Annotated in this window: 17 protein-coding genes; 11 read left to right on the top strand and 6 right to left on the bottom strand. The window is 64.4% G+C overall.

Annotated elements, in window-relative coordinates:
* Positions 1-16: 16 nt before the first annotated feature.
* Positions 17-2734, bottom strand: a complete 2718-nt coding sequence (locus IB235_RS10555) for a nitrate/nitrite transporter (RefSeq protein ID WP_370576874.1) — start codon at positions 2732-2734, stop codon at positions 17-19.
* 279 nt (positions 2735-3013) lie between these two features.
* On the opposite strand from IB235_RS10555, the gene IB235_RS10550 reads away from it, so the two are divergent.
* Entirely contained in the window at positions 3014-3688 is a 675-nt protein-coding gene (locus IB235_RS10550) for a helix-turn-helix domain-containing protein (protein ID WP_155040467.1), read from the top strand.
* Here IB235_RS10550 and IB235_RS10545 read toward each other — a convergent pair.
* Positions 3685-4230, bottom strand: coding sequence for a cytochrome b (locus IB235_RS10545; RefSeq protein WP_192336689.1), 546 nt, complete (start codon positions 4228-4230; stop codon positions 3685-3687). The genes IB235_RS10550 and IB235_RS10545 overlap by 4 nt on opposite strands.
* 104 nt (positions 4231-4334) lie before the next feature.
* On the opposite strand from IB235_RS10545, the gene IB235_RS10540 reads away from it, so the two are divergent.
* The 6 genes from IB235_RS10540 to IB235_RS10515 are packed head-to-tail and all read left to right on the top strand — an operon-like array spanning position 4335 to position 11043.
* Positions 4335-5075, top strand: a complete 741-nt coding sequence (locus IB235_RS10540; RefSeq protein WP_225612198.1) for a CDP-alcohol phosphatidyltransferase family protein — start codon at positions 4335-4337, stop codon at positions 5073-5075.
* Positions 5072-6655, top strand: coding sequence for a sulfatase-like hydrolase/transferase (locus IB235_RS10535; RefSeq protein ID WP_192336688.1), 1584 nt, complete (start codon positions 5072-5074; stop codon positions 6653-6655). The genes IB235_RS10540 and IB235_RS10535 overlap by 4 nt, the downstream gene beginning before the upstream one ends.
* A gap of 57 nt (positions 6656-6712) precedes the next feature.
* Entirely contained in the window at positions 6713-7693 is a 981-nt protein-coding gene (locus tag IB235_RS10530; protein ID WP_192336687.1) for an ABC transporter substrate-binding protein, read from the top strand.
* Complete coding sequence (locus IB235_RS10525; RefSeq protein WP_192336686.1) at positions 7683-8450, top strand: ABC transporter ATP-binding protein; 768 nt, start codon at positions 7683-7685, stop codon at positions 8448-8450. The genes IB235_RS10530 and IB235_RS10525 overlap by 11 nt, the downstream gene beginning before the upstream one ends.
* Positions 8447-9997, top strand: a complete 1551-nt coding sequence (locus tag IB235_RS10520) for an ABC transporter permease (protein WP_192336685.1) — start codon at positions 8447-8449, stop codon at positions 9995-9997. Before IB235_RS10525 ends, IB235_RS10520 begins: the two co-directional genes overlap by 4 nt.
* The gene (locus tag IB235_RS10515; RefSeq protein ID WP_192336684.1) at positions 9994-11043 is read left to right on the top strand and encodes a glycosyltransferase family 4 protein; all 1050 of its coding nucleotides are present in this window, start codon (positions 9994-9996) and stop codon (positions 11041-11043) included. The genes IB235_RS10520 and IB235_RS10515 overlap by 4 nt, the downstream gene beginning before the upstream one ends.
* Here the strand turns inward: IB235_RS10515 and IB235_RS10510 are convergent.
* Positions 11040-12569, bottom strand: a complete 1530-nt coding sequence (locus tag IB235_RS10510; protein WP_225612196.1) for an MDR family MFS transporter — start codon at positions 12567-12569, stop codon at positions 11040-11042. The genes IB235_RS10515 and IB235_RS10510 overlap by 4 nt on opposite strands.
* A gap of 108 nt (positions 12570-12677) precedes the next feature.
* On the opposite strand from IB235_RS10510, the gene IB235_RS10505 reads away from it, so the two are divergent.
* Positions 12678-13175: a MarR family winged helix-turn-helix transcriptional regulator gene (locus IB235_RS10505; RefSeq protein WP_192336683.1), complete on the top strand. Its 498-nt coding sequence runs from the start codon at positions 12678-12680 to the stop codon at positions 13173-13175.
* A 3-nt stretch (positions 13176-13178) separates the two neighbouring features.
* Here the strand turns inward: IB235_RS10505 and IB235_RS10500 are convergent, their stop codons facing one another.
* From IB235_RS10500 to IB235_RS10490, 3 genes are all read right to left on the bottom strand, one after another.
* On the bottom strand, positions 13179-13829 hold the full coding sequence (locus IB235_RS10500) for a hypothetical protein (RefSeq protein WP_192336682.1): 651 nt from the start codon (positions 13827-13829) through the stop codon (positions 13179-13181).
* Between the two features lie 63 nt (positions 13830-13892).
* A complete protein-coding gene (locus IB235_RS10495; protein WP_192336681.1) occupies positions 13893-14726 on the bottom strand; it encodes a GNAT family N-acetyltransferase in 834 nt (277 codons plus the stop codon).
* Complete coding sequence (locus IB235_RS10490) at positions 14723-15406, bottom strand: GntR family transcriptional regulator (RefSeq protein ID WP_192336680.1); 684 nt, start codon at positions 15404-15406, stop codon at positions 14723-14725. The genes IB235_RS10495 and IB235_RS10490 overlap by 4 nt, the downstream gene beginning before the upstream one ends.
* 231 nt (positions 15407-15637) lie before the next feature.
* Here IB235_RS10490 and IB235_RS10485 point away from each other — a divergent pair, with 231 nt between their 5' ends.
* From IB235_RS10485 to IB235_RS10475, 3 genes are read left to right on the top strand one after another with little or no spacing between them, the layout of a single operon-like run.
* The gene (locus IB235_RS10485) at positions 15638-16612 is read left to right on the top strand and encodes an ABC transporter ATP-binding protein (RefSeq protein WP_192336679.1); all 975 of its coding nucleotides are present in this window, start codon (positions 15638-15640) and stop codon (positions 16610-16612) included.
* 38 nt (positions 16613-16650) lie between these two features.
* Positions 16651-17916: a PotD/PotF family extracellular solute-binding protein gene (locus IB235_RS10480; RefSeq protein ID WP_155040479.1), complete on the top strand. Its 1266-nt coding sequence runs from the start codon at positions 16651-16653 to the stop codon at positions 17914-17916.
* Between the two features lie 57 nt (positions 17917-17973).
* Positions 17974-18828, top strand: a complete 855-nt coding sequence (locus IB235_RS10475) for an ABC transporter permease (RefSeq protein ID WP_192336678.1) — start codon at positions 17974-17976, stop codon at positions 18826-18828.

Genomic DNA, 18828 nt, shown 5'->3' with positions numbered 1-18828 from the left:
CTTTCTCCTTTGAATTTCAGGCGGTTTTCGGCGCGGAAAGCGGCGCACGACCGCGTTCGATGTCATGCAGCAGGCCACCGGGGCGGGTGTAGAACACCCAGGTGACGATCAGGCACAGCACGTAGAAGCCCATAAAGGCCCACAGCGCGCCGACGGCGGAACCCGTCATGCTGATCGAGCTGCCATAGGCTTTCGGGATGAAGAACCCGCCATAGGCCCCGATCGCGCTGGTAAAGGCGATGATGGCGGCGGATTCGCGGTCGGACTGGCGACGGCGCTCGTCCGCGTCCAGACCGGGTTCGAGGCGGGGGATTTCCTTGCCCATGATCACGGGGATCATCTGATTGGTCGAGGCATTGCCGACGCCGGTGAAGAAGAACAGCAGCATGAAGCCCGCAAAGAAGCCCCAGAAGGACAGCCCTTTCAGCGAGAAGATCACCACAAGGACACTAAGGATCATGCCGATAAAAACCCAGAAGGTGACGCGCCCACCGCCGACACGGTCGGACAGCCAGCCCGTGCCCGCACGGCTCAGTGCACCGACCAGCGGGCCAAGGAACACGAATTGCAGCGCGTTGACCTCGGGGAAGGACAGTTTCGACAGCAGCGGGAAGCCCGCCGAGAAGCCGATGAAGCTGCCGAAGGTGCCGACATAAAGCACGCACATCAGCCAGTTGTGCTTGCGGGTAAAGATCACCGCCTGCTCGCGGAAGCTGGATTTGGCGTCGGCGATGTCATTCATGCCAAGCCATGCGGCGATGGTCGCCATGACGATGAAGGGAACCCAGACAAAGCCCGCGTTCTGCATCCACAGCTTGCCGCCGTCCGTCAGCTCCTGCGGAGCGCCACCCAGCGCGCCAAAGACGCCTGCGGTGATGACCATCGGCACCAGGAACTGCATGACCGAGACGCCAAGGTTGCCCAGGCCAGCGTTCAGTGCCAGCGCATTGCCCTTTTCCGCCTTGGGAAAGAAGAAGCTGATATTGGCCATGGACGAGGCGAAGTTGCCGCCGCCCAGCCCGCATAGCAGCGCCAGCACCACAAAGATGATGTAGGGGGTTTGCGGGTTCTGCACCGCATAGCCGATGCCCATGGCCGGGATCAGCAGCGAGGCGGTCGACAGCGTGGTCCACAGGCGACCACCAAAGATCGGCACCATGAAGCTGTAGAAGATGCGCAATGTTGCGCCCGATAGGGCGGGCAGCGCCGCCAGCCAGAACAGCTGGTCCTGACTGAAGTTGAAGCCGATCGAAGGCAGGCGCGCGATCACCACCGACCAGACCATCCAGATCGCAAAGGCCAGCAGCAAAGCCGGGATCGAGATCCACAGGTTGCGGCGGGCAACCTTGCGGCCCTTTTCGGCCCAGAAGGTCGGGTCTTCGGGATGCCAGTCGTCCAGCAGGCGTGGCATGACGGTTTGGTCGGGGTCGTGGACCTCGGCCAGTTCGGGGAAGCTTGGCAGACGGCCAAGGGCGGTGCCCTGCGCCTGCTGCTCCATCCGGCGGATCGACATGTGCATCCATGCGGCCGAGACGATCACGACCAGAAGCAGCAGCGCGAAGCACGAGGTATAAATGCCGGTCAGGTCCAGCAGCGCGCCAAAGACGATGGGCAGGATGAAGCCGCCAAGACCGCCGATCATGCCCACAAGCCCGCCGACCGCGCCGACATGGTTGGGGTAATAGACCGGGATATGTTTGAAGACGGCCGCCTTGCCAAGGCTCATGAAGAAGCCAAGCGCGAACAGCGTGACCACGAAGGGCACCAGATCCATATCGGTCGAGAACGCGATCGGGCCGTTCTTGCCCTGAATGACGTAATCGGTCGGCGGATAGGCCAGCATGAACAGCAGGATCGCCGAGAAGCCGAACACCCAATACATCACCGAACGCGCGCCGAAACGGTCCGACAGCATGCCGCCATAAGCGCGGAAAACGCTGGCCGACAGGCTGAAGGCCGCGGCGCAAAGGCCGGCGACGCGCAGGTCGACGCCATAGACCTCGGTCAGGTAATGCGGCAGCCACAGGGCCAGCGCGACAAAACCGCCGAAGACAAAGAAGTAATACAGGGCGAAGCGCCAGACCTGCAGTTTTTTCAGGGGCGCGAATTGCTCGGCCAGCGAGGGGGATTTGATGCCCTGCTGCTTGCGAGCGATGAAATCGGGATCGTCACGCGCGATCAGGAAAAAGGCCACGCCCATGATGATCATGGCGGCGGCCCAGATATGGGCGACGGCCTCCCAGCCCCAGGCGACCATGACGAAGGGTGCAAGGAACTTGGTCACCGCGGCGCCGACATTGCCCATGCCGAAGAAGCCAAGCGCAGTCCCCTGACGCGAGGCCGGGAACCATTTCGACACATAGGCCACGCCGATGATGAACGATCCACCGGCAAGCCCGATCCCCAATGCGGCCAGCAGGAAGGTCGGATAGCTGTCGGCCCAGGTCAGGACCCAGGTCGCAAGCCCGGTCAGGATCATTTGCAGCGAAAAGACCAGCCGACCGCCGAAGCGCTCTGTCCAGACGCCCAGGATCAACCGGGTCAGCGATCCGCTAAGGATCGGGGTCGCGATCAGCAGACCATACTGGAACTCGGACAGGCCCAGCTGATCCTTGATCGCAAGGCCAATGATGGAAAAAATCGTCCATACGGCGAAACAAAGCGTGAAGGCGAAGGTGCTAAGCCACAGCGCCTTTTTCTGTTCAGTCGCGGACGCCACTATGTTTGGTGACACGTTGGCTGCTCCAATTGCCCTGCATTGGCAAGGCTTCGAGGGGATACCAACATGACGGGGAGTTGCCCGGTTTGATCTGCGTCAAGAAATCGACCGGTTTTGCGGACCAACGCCAATCTCTGGGAAAGCCTTGTTTTTTCTGGGGTCAGCGTAGAATAGATGTGGTGCATCGACTTGACCTGATGATATGCGTGTCTTGACAAATATCAATTTTAGTCAGTGCTGGCGTGACACCATCAGACAGCATTTATTTAAAATGTCCAGATTCGGTGAATCACAATGCGCGACCAAGACTTGAACGATATCCAGCGCCTGCCGCTATTCAGTGGAATGGCCACCGAACATTTCAGTCAGATGCTGCGCGCGGCCTATGCGCAGGATTTTCCGGCCCAGTTGCAGCTGTTTCGGCAGGATGATCGCGCCGATTTCCTGCATGTCCTGATGGAAGGCACCGTCGCGCTTTTCGCGCAATCCGGGGGGCGCGAGGCGACGATGGCGATCATTCGTCCGGTCAGCAGCTTCATTCTGGCCGCCTGCATGCTGGATCAGCCGTTACTGATGTCGGCGCGCACGATGTCTCGCAGCCGAATCGTCCTGATTCCCGCGACAGATGTGCGCAAGGCCTTCCGCGCCGATCCGGAATTCGCAGTAGCCGCGAACCGCCAGCTCGCCATGGGTTTTCGCGATATGGTCGGACAGGCCAAAAGCCTCAAGCTGCGCAAATCGAATGAACGGTTGGTGGACTACCTGCTGACCGAGCTTGAGGTGCAGGGGACGGCGGGTCGCGTTCTGATCAGCGCCGAGAAGCGCGTCCTTGCGTCCTTTCTGGGCATGACCCCCGAAAGCCTGTCGCGCGCCTTCAAGTCGCTGGAAGCGGCAGGGGTCCGGGTTTCAGGCTCTCAGGTTGCCATTCCCGATCCGCAGCGGCTGCGTGCGCTGCTGGATGACGCCTAGCCCCTTGGCGGCCACATCCCCGGCCAGACCGAATCCTTGCGGATCAGCGCATGGTGCACGGTCGCCGCGACATGCAAGGTCAGCAGGGCGATCAGGCACATTGCGCCCGCGTAATGCAGCCCCTGCGCCATCTTGGCCAGCGTTTCGGACTTGCCGATCCATGGGCCAAAGCCCAGCCAGTCCAGCAGCTCGATTGGGAAGCCTCCGGCGCGGACACGGGTAAAGCCGCTAAGCGGCATCAGGATCAGCAGGGTATAAAGCAACACATGCGACAGCCGCGCGATCCGCTTTTGCCAGTCGGGCATGCTGTCGGGCAAGGGCGGCGGTGGATGGGTCAGCCGGTAAGCCAGCCGGGCAAGGATGAACGGGAACAGCAGCACACCCAGATTCTTGTGAAAGATGAACAGCGTGTCCTGAAGCGGGCGGCTTAGCCCTTCGCGCGTCATGGTCAACCCGGCCGGGATCATCAGCAGCACCGCAAGCGCGATGCCCCAGTGAAACATCCGGGCGGGAACTCGATAACCCTGTGGCCGGTCGGGCATGATGTCACCCTCCTGCCGGTCAGATTATGCCTGTTCCGGGCTTCTGCCTAGCACCTGTCGCAGCGGGGCTTGACGTAGGGCCGGGGCGGCATAGCCTAAAGCCGATGCGCGACACCGAGTCCGCCCCTTTGCCCCCATCCCATGCCCGCTTCGGCGAGGGCATCCCGTTGCGATTTGCCTTGGCGGTCCTGTCGGGCTTGATCCTGATCCATGCGTTAAGGCTTGGCCTGCTTGCGGGACCAGAGCGGGCATGGCTTGCGGTCTCGGCGCTGTTCCTGCTGGCCAGTCTGGCAGTGGCGAGGCTGATGCGACGGGCCTATCCCCATGCCCGGCTGGGCGGCTGCAATGTGGTCACGCTGATGCGGGTCGCGATGACCTGCGCGCTGCTGGCGCCGTTGCTGATCGGCAAGGCGGGAGGAGCCTATGTCGCCTTGATTGCCGGGGTGGCGCTGGCGCTTGACGGGGTCGATGGTTGGCTGGCGCGGCGCAGCGGGCTGGTCTCCAGCTTTGGCGCGCGCTTCGATATCGAGGCCGACGCGGCATTGGCGCTGGTCCTGTCGCTGCACGTCCTTGTCGCTGGGACAGTAGGGCCGGTGGTCCTGTTGCTGGGGTTGATGCGTTACGCATTCGTCGTCGCCGGTCTGTTCTGGGGTTGGCTGACGGCCCCGCTGCCGCCCAGCCTGCGACGCAAGGCGGTCTGTGTTCTGCAGATTGCGGCGCTGATCCTGCTGCAATTGCCGTTCCTGCCCGACACGGTGCCCCAGTTGCTGGCATGGGGCGCGGTGTTGGCGCTGTCCTGGTCCTTTGCCACCGACATCCTGTGGCTGGCGAGGGCGCGAAAATGACCCGCAGGTATGGCCTGCCGCTGGCCGCCCTGCTGATACTGCTGGTGCTGATCCTGCCAGCGGACCTCAGCCAAACGCGACGTTTCCTGCTGGCAGCACCACTTGAGCTTGCGTTGGTGCTGGCGCTGCTTTGCCTTGGCGGTAGGGTGGCAAGATGGGTGCTGGCGGCGATCCTGTCGCTGCTGGGAATGCTGAAGCTGGCCGATCTGGCGATGATTTCGGCGCTAGGCAGGCCGTTCAACCCTTTGGCCGATCTGACGCTGATCGATGCGGCGTTCCGCCTGCTTTCGGGCAGTTTCGGAACTGGCGCGGCCTTCGGTGCGGGGCTGGCAGCGGTGCTTCTGGCCGTGGGGATTGTAGTGGCGATGGTCTGGGCGACAGGGGTCTGGGCAAGGGGGCCGTGGCAGCACCGACCCGCCGCCGTCGCGGTCGTGCTGCTGGCGGTTCTGCCTGCGGCCTTTGCGGACGACACCACGGGCGGTAGCGGGCGCTATCTGATGGCGCGGTTCGAACTGGTCTGGCGCACCGGGGTCGAGCTGCGGGATTTGCGCGCGGCAGCGACCCGCGACCCGTTTCGGGGTCAAACCGGGATGCTGGCGGCCATCGACCGCGACGTGCTGGTGATCTTTGTCGAAAGCTATGGCCGCAGCAGTTTTGTCAGCCCCTATTACGCCGAACGCCATCTGGCCACATTGCGTCGTGCGCAGTTGGATCTGGCCGCCAAGGGTCTGACGATGCGATCGGGCTTCCTGAACTCTCCGACGCAGGGCGGGCAAAGCTGGCTTGCCCATGCCAGCGTCGCGAATGGCCTGCGGATCGGCGATCAGGCAGCCTATCAGGCTGTGCTGGCCAGCGGGCGTCAAAGCCTGTTCCACCATGCGCGGCGCATGGGTTTTGCAACGGCGGCGGTCATGCCCGGCATCACCCGCCCCTGGCCCGAGGCCGCGCATATGGGCTTTGACCGGGTGCTGGCGGCGGCGGATCTGGGTTATCACGGTCAGCCATTCGATTGGGTCACCATGCCCGACCAGTTCACTCTTGCTGCCATGGACCGGCTTTTGCTGGCGCGGTCGCCCCGACCCCGGACGATGGTGCAGGTCGCGCTGCTGTCGTCCCATGCGCCGTGGACCCCGCTGGCCCGGATACTGCCATGGGACCAGATCGGCGACGGCACCGAGTTCGACGTTATGGCCCGATCCGGAGAGCGCCCCGAGGTCATCTGGCGCGACCCGGAACGCGTCCGCGCCAGCTACCGGGATGCGCTGGATTATTCGCTGCAGGCCGTGACCTCCTATGCGGCCCGCCATGCCGGGGATGCGCCGCTGATCCTGATTCTGGGCGACCATCAGGCCGCACCCGGAATTGCCCTGGACGGCGGAACCGATGTGCCGCTGCATGTCATCGGTCCACCAGAACTGGTCGAGCGCACGGCGGCCTGGGGGTTGCAGCCGGGCCTGATTCCGTCCTCCGATCTCAAAGCCCTGCCGATGGAGGGTTTGCGTGACCTGATCCTTGGCGGTTTCGATGCCGGGGCGGTGCCTTGCCGTGCGGCCGACCGGACCTCTCAGGAAAGATGTTGATTTCATGGCCTCGGTTGCCCGAGGCTGCGCGCAGGAGGACCGGTGATGACAGCAGGCATGACGAGACGCGGCCTAGTGGCGGGGGGCATGGCGGGTCTGGCGATGGGTGGGTTGGGCCTGCCGCGCCGTGCTGCGGCCAATACGCCAGTCGGCTTCCAACTGTCATGGCTGCATTCGGTGCAATTCGCCGGCAGCTATATCGCACTGGACAAGGGTTGGTGGCGCGAGGTGGGGCTGGACGTCACCCTGATGCAGGGCGGGCCGAATGCGCCGGTCGAACCGCCGGTGGTGGCGGGAACGGCGCTGGTCGGGATCTCGGCTGCCGATTACACCGCCAGCGCCGTGGCGCAGGGGGCGAAGTTCAAGATCATTGGCGTCGCGATGCAGAAGAATCCTTTCGTCATCGCCTCGCTGCCCGATAACCCGGTCAAGACGCCCGCCGATCTGCCCGGCAAGCGCATCGGCATGGCCATTGCCAATACGCCGGTGCTGCGGGCGCTATGCAGCCTGAACAATGTCGATTTCGACGCGATCACCATCGTGCCGACGCAATATTCCGCCCAACCCCTGATCGCGCATGAGGTCGATTGCCTGCTGTGTTGGGAAACCGACCTGCCGGTGGCGATGGCGGTGAACGGAATCGAATCTGTGACCATGCTGATGGCAGATCACGGCTATTCGGTGCATTCCCAGACCTATATCGCGACCGAGGACAGTCTTGCCTCGCGTCGCAAGGAACTGGTTGGGTTGATGTCGGGCGAGGTTCGCGGCTGGCAGGACTATCGCGCCGATACCGCCGCCGCGACCGATCTGACCCTGCGCATGTTCCCCGATGCGGGGCTGGACCGAAAGACCCAGCTTTTGCAGGCCGAACGGCAGGTGCCCTTGATGTTCTCGACCCTGACCGATGCGCATGGCTTCGGCTGGTGGGATGAGGAAAGCGTCTCTGCCAATATCGAAACGCTGGCGCTGCTGGGCTACAAGGTTACGCCCGACCTGTGGGACCGCTCGATCCTAGACGAGATCCATGCCGGATAGCATCGGGTCCGAGGCGATCATCTGCACCGGCCTTGCCAAGACCCATCCCGGCGGGATCGAGGCGGTCGCCCCGATTGACCTGCGGCTGGTGGCCGGGCAGACGACGGCGCTGATCGGCCCCTCGGGCTGTGGGAAATCGACGCTGCTGCGGTTGATCGCGGGGCTGGATCAGCCGGATGCGGGGCAGGTCATCATCCTTGGAATGACGCCTGAACAGGCACGGCGGCGGGCTGCAATCTCGGTCGCATTTCAGGACCCGTCGCTGCTGCCTTGGCTGACCGTGTGCGGCAATCTGGGATTGGCCCGCCGGTTGGCGCGGCAGCGGCCCGACCCGGCCCGGACCCTGCGATTGATCGAGCTGGTCGGACTGGCAGGCTTTGCGGACACCCGTCCGGCTGCGCTGTCCGGTGGCATGCGCCAACGCGCCGCCATCGCGCGGGCCTTGGTGACCCAGCCACAGGTGCTGCTGCTGGACGAGCCGTTCGGCGCGGTGGACGAACTGACACGCAGGCAGCTTGCCCGCGACCTGCCGCCCTTGTGGCAGGAGGCGGGGACGACGACCCTGCTGGTCACCCATTCCATCGCCGAGGCCGTGACCCTGTCCGATCGCATCATCGTCCTGTCCTCGCGCCCGGCGCGGATCGTTGCGGATATAGACGTGCCCTTGCCCCGGCCCCGGCCCGCCGATCTGGCCGAGGATGCCGGTTTCCGCGCCATTGCCGCCAAGGCCCTTGCGGCGCTCAGCGCGCTGACATGAGGCAGGGTGCGCGGGTGGTCGGGTGGATGCTGGGCGTCGCCATCCTGCTGATCGGCTGGCAGATGCTGGCGCAGGCGCTGTATCAAGGGCGCCTGATCGCCGGCCCGGTCGGGATTGTCGAATGGCTGGGCCGCGATCCGGGGCTTGCCTTGCGGGCACTGGTGCGGACCTTGGGCAATGCGGCTGCGGGTTTTGCGCTTGGCAATCTGGCCGCAATCCTGCTGGCCGGGACCGCCTTCCTTTGGCCGCGTCTGCAGGATCTGGTTACGGGCCTTGCGCTGGTGGCCTTCTGCCTGCCGCTGATCGCCACGGGCCCGATCCTGCGCGTGCTGATGGGGCCGGGTGAGGGGCCGCAGATCGTCCTTGCCGCGCTGGCTGTCCAATATACCACGCTGATCCCGCTGCTGACCGGGCTGCGCGCCGTCCCGGCAGCGTGGTTGGACCTGATCCACAGCTATGGCCGTGGCCGCTGGTCCGAGCTGGCCCATGTCCGGGCACGTGCCGCGCTGCCCTATCTGTTCGCGGGGCTGCAGATCGGGGCTCCGGCAGCGGTTCTGGGCGCGATGGTGGGTGAGTTCACCGGGGCCGAGCGTGGTCTGGGCGTGCTGACCATCCGCTACATGCGCGACTTGGACGTGCCCGCGCTGTGGGGTGTGGCGCTTCTTGCGGCTGGCGCCTCGCTGGCGGCCTATTGGGCCATCGGAGGGCTGGCGCGGCTGGTTCTGGATATGCGTCCACCGGTGCTGTTGGCCCCGCCAATGCGGCAGCTCAGGACGGGCAGGGTGGTCGGGGGCTTGACGCTGGCCCTTGCCGTATTGCTGCTCTGGTGGGGAGGTCTCTGGCTGACGGGGTTGAACCCGTTCCTTGCCAAGGGGCCGTGGGATGTGCTGGCCGCTCTGGTCTGGGCACCCGACGCCGCGCAGATGCGTGCGGCACTGTTCGGGGCACTGCGCGAAAGCGCCGGGCTGGCCGTGCCCGGCTATCTGGCCGGTCTTGCGGCAGGGGCGGGTCTGGCGATCCTGCTGACATTGCTGCCGGGCGCGGGTCCGCTGGTCATGCCTGTCGCGGTGGCTTTGCGCGCCATCCCGATCGTGACCACCGGGCCGCTGATCGTGCTGGTTCTGGGGCGCGGGGCGCTTGGGACGATCACTTTGGTTGCGGTGATGGTGTTTTTCCCGACGCTGGTCGCCTGCCTGCACGGGTTGCGTCAGGCGCCGGGCCATATCCTTGACCTGTTGCGGGTCCATGCAGCCGGGCCGCTGTCGCAGATGATCCATGTCCGCATCCCCGCGATGCTGCCCGCGCTATTTGCCGCCGCAAGGATCAGCGTGCCCACGGCGATCCTTGCCGTGACCGTGGTCGAGTGGCTGGCCACCGGGCGCGGTCTGGGCAGCCTGATGGCGCTGGCGGCCTCGACTTCGGACTTCAGGATGCTGTGGTCGGCCGTCGCGCTGATCACCCTGCTTGCGGTCCTTTGCCATGCGGTAGTGGCGGGGCTGGAACGGCGGGTGCTGGCCCGCTACGCACCCGAGCAGTTGCGCCAATGACCCCGCGCCCCGCCGCCTTCGCCATTCCCGGCGACATCGCCACGCTGACCGGCGGCTATATCTATGAGCGGCGTCTGCTGGAGGGGCTGCGCGGCCTTGGCCATGACATGCAGCACCTGATCCTGCCCGCCAGCTTTCCCGACCCCATGCCCACTGAAATGGGACAGGCTGTCGCGGCGCTTGAGGCCGTCGATCCTGCCCGGCCGCTGATCCTTGACGGGCTGGTCTTTGGCGCGATCCGGACCGAGGGGCTGGCCCGCGTTCGCGCCCCGATCATCGCGATGATCCATCACCCGCTGGCGCTGGAAAGCGATCTGTCCGCGCCACGACGTGCGTATCTGTTTCAGACCGAGCGGGACAATCTGCGCCTTGCCCGTCATGTGCTTGTTCCCAGCCCGCATACGAAGGCCATTCTGACAGGACGCTATGACGTGCCCGACGACCGGATCACCATCGCGACTCCGGGAGTTGATCCGCCCGGTCCTGCCCGCGAAAGGGCTGCCCCGCCGCTAATCCTCTCGGTCGGTATCCTGCATCCGCGCAAGGGCCATGACATCCTGATTGATGCCCTTGCCCAGCTTGCGGATCTGGACTGGCAGGCGGTGATCGTCGGGAACCCGTGGGACGCGACGCATGCGGCGGCGCTGGCGGGGCAGATCGGTCGATCATCGGTCGGGGCGCGGGTCCGGCTGGCCGGACGTGTCCCGGCCTGCGAACTCGAACGGCTTTATGCGCAGGCCGGCATCTTTGCACTGGCCACCCGCTATGAAGGCTATGGCATCGTCTTCGGCGAGGCGCTGGTGCGGGGGCTGCCCATCGTCAGCTGCCGGGTCGGCGCTGTTCCCGACACCGTGCCGCCGGGCGCGGGATTGCTGGTCCCACCCGAGGATGCCGGGGCCTTCGCCGACGGTTTGCGCAAGCTGCTGATCGATCCCGCGATGCGTGAAGGCATGGCCTTGGCCGCGCTGACCGCTGGCCGCCACCTGCCCGATTGGACCGGCACAGCGCGGATCGCCAGTCGTGTCATCGACGGGTTGCAAGGTTAAGCGGGTTTGGCCTCGGCCGCAGCAGGGGGCGGGGTTTGCGGCTGCAGCAGCACCGGGCGCAGCAGCGCCGCCGCCAGACAGCCCGTCGCGGCAAAAATCACCGCAGCCAGATAAACCCAATCGAAGGCCCCGCGATAAGCGGCAGCCACCGATTCCTGCGCGGCGGCGGGTAGGGCGGCCATCCGGTCGGGCGTCATCTGGGCAATCGGCCCGGCCCCTTCGATCACGGCATGCATCAGCCGGTCGGTCAGAATCGCGCCATAGACCGAGATCGCCAGTGCCGCACCGCCCATGCGCGCCAGCGTCACCGCTCCGGTCGCCGCGCCGATATCGCGTGCAGGGGCGGCGATCTGCGCGCCGATCACCGGGCTTTGCTGGCCAAGGCCGATGGCGACGCCCATCGCCAACAGCAGCCCGCCGACCGCCCAGAAGGGCGCATGCAGCGGCAGCAGCGCCAGCCCCGAGAGGCACAGCACCGCCAGCGACTGGCCCATGACCAGCCAAGGCTTGTAACGCCCCGTGCGAGAGATCAGCCGCCCTGCCGTCAGCGACCCCATGGTGATGCCGCCGGTGATCGCGATGAAGAACAGCCCGGCATGGGCCGGCGACAGCCCGGTGGTCATCTGCAGGAACAGCGCGTGGTAATTGACCATGCCGATACCGATGCCGCCGCTGACGACCGCCACGATCAGCAGCAGCGAAAAGTTGCGGTCCTTAAACAGGGTCAGGGGGATGATCGGCTCGGGCGCGCGGCGCTCGATCAGGGTCCACAGGACCAGCGCGGCGACCGCGATCACCGGCAAGGCCAGTGCCGGGGCCGACCAAGCCGAGCCGAACAGCGACTGGCTGTCCGCCCACAGCACCACGCATGCCACCGCGATGGCCAGCGTAATCGCGCCCAGATAATCGACCTTGGGTTGCCGCTCGGGGCGGCGATAGGGCAGCAGAAGCATTAAGGCGACCAGTGCCACCAGCCCGATCGGCAGGTTGATCAGAAAGATCGAGCGCCAGCCCAGATATTGGCTCATCGTGCCGCCCAGCGTCGGCCCGATCGACCCCGAGGCCATCAGCACAAGGCTGGAAAAGCTTTGGTAGCGGGCGCGTTCGCGTGGCTCGAACAGATCGGCATTGATCGAGAATATCGTGACCATGATCCCACCCGCCCCCAGACCCTGAAAGGCCCGTGCCGCGATCAGGCTGTCCATCGACCATGCCAACCCGCACAGGACCGAGCCCAGCGTGAACAGCGCCACCGCAAAGATCATCACGTATTTGCGCCCGAACAGGTCGCCCAGCTTGCCATAGACCGGCATGATCGCGCTTTGCGCCAGCAGATAGGCCGAACCGATCCAGCCGAAACGCTCGATCGCGCCGAATTCGCCGATGATGGTGGGCAGGGCGGTCGAGACGACCTGATTGTCTAGCGTCGCCATGAACATGGCCAGCATCAGGAAACAGAAGATCACCTTGCGGCGACGATGGGTCAGGCCGGACGGGCCGGCGAAAGGCGGCAATTCTTGGGACATCGGTGGGGGAACCCGTTATCAGCAGGGTGATTGCAGGACGGCATCTTTCGCCATATATGTGCTAAGAGCATATATATGTCAATCGCACAGATGAGGGGACTTACAGCAATGGCCGGTTCAGACAGGCAAGCCGGGATCGATCGGATCTCGTCGGCGATGGGGCGCTTTCGGGTGCTGATCGGGCGACGGGTGATCAGCCGGATGGCGCTGTCGAATGTCGCCCCGGCGCTGGATCTGTCGGACCTTGACGTGTTGGTTCTGGTCCCTGCGGCTGAGGCGGGCGAGGGCGTATCGGTTGGCGACATCGCCCGGCAATTGCGTATCGACCCCTCGCGCGCCAGCCGTCTGGTGGCGGGGCTGGTCGAGCAGGGCTTCCTGATCCGGGCCGTCGCGCAAAGCGATGCCCGCCGCGCCGTCCTGCTGCGCAGCGCTACGGGCGACCGCATCTTTGCCGAGATCCGCCGCGTCAAGACCGAGTTGATCCGCGAAATCGTCGGTGACTGGCCCGAGGACCAACTGAGCGCTTTCGCCGAAAGCTTCGACAGTTTCACCACCGCGCTGGACGCCCGGCTGGGCGCCAACCCCGACACCGGGCCGACGGGTTAGGGGTTACTCATCGTCCCCGTGGTGGATGCCCATCCCCATTCCCATGCCGCCGCCCATGCCACCCATCCCTCCGCCGCCGCCACCGCTGCTGCCGCCCTCTTTCTGGCCGGATGCGCGGCTTGTGCTGCCGCCGGGCCGCGCCGGTCCCTGACGCGGGATCTGCACATCAGCGGGAACCGGGGCCAGACCCAGCGCCTCGCGGATGAAGTCGCGCAATGAGACGACCAGTTCCGCGGTGTGGATCGGGCGTCCCTCGGCCATGTCGGCTGCGGCGCGGCTGGCCAGACGCACCTGATCCTCGGTCCCCAGCAGGATAATGTCCGACAGCGCTGCCTCGACCGCGTCGCGGATGCGCCGCATCCGGTCCGAGCCGGTGGCCGGCAGGTCGATGCCTTCGTCGGTCTGGCGCTGGCGCAGCTCGCGCAGATGGGACGGATCAACCTCAAGCTGTCCGGTGAACGACCCGCCAAGCGCCTTGTAGGCGGCGATCAGCGCCCGCAGTCTTTCGTTGATCTGGCGGTTCATCCGTTGCTGGCGCTGCTGGATGGTCAGCAGCATCAGCATCCGGATGCCGACACCGACAAGCGTGAAAACCGCAAGTCCCAGCAGGGTCGAAAACACCCCCTGCCATGAGCTGAAGTCGAAATAGCGCATCGCTCCTCCGATCCGAGCCGCCAGACTGTGCGCCCGCGCCCGCGCCGTCAATGATGCAGCGCGCTAGCCCAGTTCCATCGAGGCAATGGCATGAAGCTGCGCAGAAGTTGCGGGGGCAGGACCGCGATACATCCGCGCAGTGGCGAAGCCCGGCGACAGGCCTGCAGCCAGCAGCCGCGCGCGGAAATTCCCCGCGCTTTCGGGCAGGTCGATGGCCACCACCGGGGCCGGGCATTGCACCAACGCCGCACGGGCAAGCCGCAGCGCTGTGTCAGCATCCGGCGCGATGATGGGGCCGATCTTGACCCCCTCACGGCATTGCCGGATCGTGGCAAAGCCAATGGGATGTTCGGCGTCCTCGGCGATCACGGTCAGGCGACTGTCCGAGGCGGTCAGCCATGCCGACAGGAAATCCGGTCGGGTATAGCCGTTCGCTGCTGTATCCAATGCGTAGATCGCGGGAACGTCCTCGGCCCGTAGCGGCCGGATGTTGTCATCGGGCGCGGCTGCCAACGCCCCGAGATACCGCGTCGTGCTGCCCGCCAGCGTGAAACCCGAACGCGCATAATTCGCCTGTTGTGCCGCCACCCCGTCCAATCCGACGGTTCTGTGCCCTGCATGTTCCATCGCGTGCCGCCACAGGCCAAAGCCGATCCCCTGTCCGCGAAACTCGGGTCGGCACAGATACAGGCCCAGAAACGCGAAGCCAGGGCCGTGATTGACCACCGAAATCGCGGCAACCGGGGTCTGGTCGATAGAGGCCATAAAGAAGCCCTTCGGATCGGCGGCAAGGAAAGCGGCGGCATCGTCGCGGCCCGGATTCCAGCCCTCGGCTGCTGCCCAGTCCAGCACAAGGGCCAGATCGTCGCGGGTCATGTTGCGGTAGGTTGCGCTCATCCCCGCAGCGCCTCGCGCAGCGAGGTGGGGACGGCATTGCGTCCGCGCAGGTCAAGCGAGGTCATCAGCGTCACCAGATGCTCCTTCATCAGGTCCTCGGCCCGCGCGCCGTCCCGCGCGGCAAGGGCGCGCAGCAGGGCATGATGGGCATGGCTTTCGCAAAGCGCCGCGCGCCGCTGCCAGTATAACGCAATCACCAAGGATGAGCGGGCAACCAGCTGTGTGATGAACTCGGCCACGGTTGCCTGATCCGCGATGCGCGCGATCTCGACGTGGAATTGGCCCGACAGATACAGCGCCCGCCCGGTCAGGCCCTTGTCCAAAGCCTCATGCTCATCGGCGATGTGGCGTTCGAGAATGGCAATATCGGCCTGAGTGATCCTCTCGGCGGCAGAGCGCGCGGTGCGAGGTTCCAACAGGGCGCGGGCCTCAAAGACCTCGCGGGCCTCGCGCAGACTGGGCTGGGCGACAAAGGCCCCGTGATTGCGCTTGAGCTCCACCAGCCGACTGTGGCTCAACCGTTGCAATGCCGCCCGCACGACGGTGCGTGACACGCCGAAAATCTCACCCACCTCGTCCTCGGACAGCTTCGATCCCGGCGCCAGTCGATGTTCATGGATCGCATGGGCCAGCGAGGCTGCAATCTCATCTGCGCTGTTTTCCATGCGGGGCCGGGTCATCGCGGTTCTCCTTCTCCCATTTAAGTGTTTCGGGTGGGTCTGACAGGCAAGGCCGGGCACTGGAACACATGATTGTATACAACTTTGGATGAAATTCCGGGCGGTATCCCAGGTGTCGCGATCAAAAGCCGCGCAGAGTCACAAATTCCGGCCGAAATCGCTGGAAAAAACCTCGCTCCTGCAAAAATCGTCGCAGCCTTGGACGCATCAGCCGGACTTGAAGGAATGCGAATGCGCACCCCCAACGATCTTGAGCTTGCCAAGCTGACCAAGCGCTACGGCGACACTGTGGCGGTCGACGGCATCAGTCATATCTTTGCCCCCGCCAGCTATGTCTGCTTGCTTGGCCCCTCGGGCTGCGGAAAGTCCACGACGCTGCGGATGATTGCCGGGCATGAAAGCGTCTCGGACGGCAATATCGTGCTGGAGGGCAAGGAAATCTCGCATCTCGCGCCAGCGCAGCGCGGCACGGCGATGATGTTCCAAAGCTATGCGCTGTTCCCGCATCTGTCGGTGCGCGACAATGTGGCCTTCAGTTTGAAGATGAAGGGCGTCGACAAGTCCACGCGTTTGGCCCGTGCGCAAAAGCTGCTGGAACTGGTGGCGATGGACAAGCTGGCGGAACGGATGCCGGCGCAACTGTCCGGCGGTCAGCAGCAGCGCGTTGCCCTAGCCCGTGCGCTCATTACCGAACCACGCGTGCTGCTGCTGGATGAGCCGCTTTCGGCGCTGGACCCCTTCCTGCGCATTCGGATGCGGGCGGAACTCAAGCGTCTGCAACGCGAGCTGGAAATCACCTTCATCCATGTCACCCATGGTCAGGACGAGGCGCTGGCCTTGGCCGATGAGGTCGTGGTGATGAACAACGCCGTCATCGAACAGGCTGGCCCCCCGCGCGATGTCTGGGGCAAACCACGCACCGAATTCGTCGCGCGTTTCATGGGTGGGCATAATGTCGTCACCGTCGATGGCGGGCGCTATGCGATCCGTTCTGACGTGATCCGTATCGGCGCGGACGGTCTGCCGGCGACCACAACCGGGGTCGAATATCAGGGCGACCGCGTCGCCGTGACCACCCGCACCGCCGCTGACGAGGAAATCGTGGCCCTGCTGCCCGAGGAGACCTTCTTCGGTCAGCCGATCAATCCCGGCGATGCCGTCCGGCTGGGTTGGGATGCCCGCTGGCAGCACCCGCTGGAAGCCTGAATGAACCACCAACAAAAAACCGACAGAGAGGAAATGCCATGTCCCGAATGAGATTTTCCCGCCGTTCTCTGCTGAAGACCGGAGGCGCGGCGCTGGCCGCCTCGGCCTTGCCCGCGCCGATGATCTGGGCGCAGGAAATCAAGGACGTGACCCTGCGCCAGTTCGGCACCGGCGTCTCGAACCTGAACGAGGTGGCCCAAAAGGTGAAGGAAGACCTGGGCTTCACGCTGGAAATGACGGCGCTTGACAGCGACAGCGTCACCCAGCGCGCCGCGACCCAGCCCGACAGCTTCGACATTGCCGATATCGAATACTGGATCTGCAAGAAGGTCTGGCCGACCGGCAACCTTCAGGCGATGGATACCAGCAAGATCAAGAATTACGACAAGATCGTCGGCATCTTCAAGGATGGCAAGCTGACCCCGGAAAGCGTCATCGCCCAAGGCACCGCGCCGCATTCTGTCGGTTTCGTCGAAGGCCCGGACAGCAAGACCTTCGCCAAGGAACAGACGCAGTGGATGACGCTGATCCCCACGATCTACAACGCCGACACGCTGGGCATCCGGCCTGACCTGATCGGGCGCCCGATCTCGACCTGGGCCGAGCTGCTGAACCCGGAATTCAAGGGCAAGGCCTCGCTTCTGGATATTTCCTCGATCGGGATCATGGACATGGCCATGGTCTGCGAGTCGATGGGCGAGATCAAATATGGCGACAAGGGCAACATGACCAAGGAAGAGATCGACAAGACGATCGCGATCTTTACCGAGGCCAAGAAGAACGGCCAGTTCCGCGCCTTTTGGAAGTCATTCGATGAAAGCGTGAACCTGATGGCCTCGGGCGAGGTGGTGATCCAGTCGATGTGGTCGCCCGCCATCACCGCCGTCAAGACCCGTGGCATCCCCTGCGTCTATCAGCCGTTGAAGGAGGGCTATCGCAGCTGGGGCGGCGGCATCGGCCTGTCGAAGTCGCTGAACGGCATCGCGCTGGATGCGGCTTATGAATATATCAACTGGTATCTGTCGGGCTGGGTCGGCGGTTTCCTGATGCGTCAGGGCTATTATTCCGCCGTGCCAGAAACCTCGAAGGAATTCATGACCCCGAACGAATGGGGCTATTGGTTCGAGGGCAAGCCCGCCGCCGAGGACATCGCCAACCCCTTCGGCGATCTTCTGGCCAAGGCCGGGGAAAGCCGCGATGGCGGGTCCTTCTATGATCGCATGGGCGCGGTCGCCTGCTGGAACTCGGTCATGGATGAGAACCAGTACATGGTCCGCAAATGGAACGAGTTCATCGCCGCCTGACGCATTGACCGGAAGGCGGGCGCGGCCTGCCTTCCCCGCAACTCCGGGACGATGCTGATGAAAAAATCCGCCACGCTCAAAGGCTGGGCGCTGGCCTCGCCATTGTTGCTGGTGCTGCTGGCTTTCCTGCTGCTGCCGATCGCGATGATCGTCGTGGTCAGCTTCTGGCAGGCGACCGAATTCACCATCGTCCCGGCCTTTTCCTTCGAGAATTACCAATTTCTGTTCAGCTCGCCCGTGACCTACAAGGTGTTCTGGGCGACGCTGCGCTACGCGCTGATCACCTGGGCGCTGACGCTGCTGATCGGCTTTACCGTCGCCTATTATCTGGCGTTCCATATCCGTTCGAACGCGGCGCAGACGGCGCTGTTTCTGGTCTGCACCATTCCGTTCCTGACCTCGAACATCATCCGCATGATCTCGTGGATTCCGTTTCTGGGGCGGAACGGCATCGCCAATCAGACGCTGATCGGGATGGGGGTGATCGAGCAGCCGCTGGAATGGCTGCTTTATTCGGATTTCTCGGTGATCCTTGCCTTCGTGCATCTTTACACGTTGTTCATGATCGTGCCGATCTTCAACACGATGATGCGGATCGACCGCGCGCTGATCGAGGCGGCACGCGACAATGGTGCCTCGGGCTGGCAGATCCTGACCAATGTGATCATCCCGCTGTCCAAGCCCGGCATCATGATCGGCACGATCTTCGTCCTGACGCTGGTGATGGGCGATTTCATCACCGTGCGGTTCATGTCGGGATCGCAATCGGCCAATGTCGGGCGGCTGATCTCGAATGACATCGCGCTGCTGCAATACCCTTCGGCCTCGGCCACTTCGGTCGTGCTGCTGGTTACGGTGCTTCTGATCATCGGCGCGCTGATGCGCTTCGTGAACATCCGCAAGGAGCTTTGA

Origin of the sequence: Paracoccus sp. PAR01 (genome assembly GCF_014851995.1) — a bacterium.
GTDB classification, from domain to species: Bacteria; Pseudomonadota; Alphaproteobacteria; order Rhodobacterales; family Rhodobacteraceae; genus Paracoccus; species Paracoccus litorisediminis.
Note: the sequence above shows the minus strand (reverse complement) of the source record. Positions and strands in the feature narration are given on the sequence as shown.

What these genes read in the sequence shown, in the direction of transcription:
- IB235_RS10550 (WP_155040467.1), top strand. Translation starts at nt 3,014, where the DNA reads ATGCGCGACCAAGACTTGAACGATATCCAGCGCCTGCCGCTATTCAGT.
- IB235_RS10545 (WP_192336689.1), bottom strand. Translation starts at nt 4,230, where the DNA reads ATGCCCGACCGGCCACAGGGTTATCGAGTTCCCGCCCGGATGTTTCAC.
- IB235_RS10540 (WP_225612198.1), top strand. Translation starts at nt 4,335, where the DNA reads ATGCGCGACACCGAGTCCGCCCCTTTGCCCCCATCCCATGCCCGCTTC.
- IB235_RS10535 (WP_192336688.1), top strand. Translation starts at nt 5,072, where the DNA reads ATGACCCGCAGGTATGGCCTGCCGCTGGCCGCCCTGCTGATACTGCTG.
- IB235_RS10530 (WP_192336687.1), top strand. Translation starts at nt 6,713, where the DNA reads ATGACGAGACGCGGCCTAGTGGCGGGGGGCATGGCGGGTCTGGCGATG.
- IB235_RS10525 (WP_192336686.1), top strand. Translation starts at nt 7,683, where the DNA reads ATGCCGGATAGCATCGGGTCCGAGGCGATCATCTGCACCGGCCTTGCC.
- IB235_RS10520 (WP_192336685.1), top strand. Translation starts at nt 8,447, where the DNA reads ATGAGGCAGGGTGCGCGGGTGGTCGGGTGGATGCTGGGCGTCGCCATC.
- IB235_RS10515 (WP_192336684.1), top strand. Translation starts at nt 9,994, where the DNA reads ATGACCCCGCGCCCCGCCGCCTTCGCCATTCCCGGCGACATCGCCACG.
- IB235_RS10510 (WP_225612196.1), bottom strand. Translation starts at nt 12,569, where the DNA reads ATGTCCCAAGAATTGCCGCCTTTCGCCGGCCCGTCCGGCCTGACCCAT.
- IB235_RS10505 (WP_192336683.1), top strand. Translation starts at nt 12,678, where the DNA reads ATGGCCGGTTCAGACAGGCAAGCCGGGATCGATCGGATCTCGTCGGCG.
- IB235_RS10500 (WP_192336682.1), bottom strand. Translation starts at nt 13,829, where the DNA reads ATGCGCTATTTCGACTTCAGCTCATGGCAGGGGGTGTTTTCGACCCTG.
- IB235_RS10495 (WP_192336681.1), bottom strand. Translation starts at nt 14,726, where the DNA reads ATGAGCGCAACCTACCGCAACATGACCCGCGACGATCTGGCCCTTGTG.
- IB235_RS10490 (WP_192336680.1), bottom strand. Translation starts at nt 15,406, where the DNA reads ATGACCCGGCCCCGCATGGAAAACAGCGCAGATGAGATTGCAGCCTCG.
- IB235_RS10485 (WP_192336679.1), top strand. Translation starts at nt 15,638, where the DNA reads ATGCGCACCCCCAACGATCTTGAGCTTGCCAAGCTGACCAAGCGCTAC.
- IB235_RS10480 (WP_155040479.1), top strand. Translation starts at nt 16,651, where the DNA reads ATGTCCCGAATGAGATTTTCCCGCCGTTCTCTGCTGAAGACCGGAGGC.
- IB235_RS10475 (WP_192336678.1), top strand. Translation starts at nt 17,974, where the DNA reads ATGAAAAAATCCGCCACGCTCAAAGGCTGGGCGCTGGCCTCGCCATTG.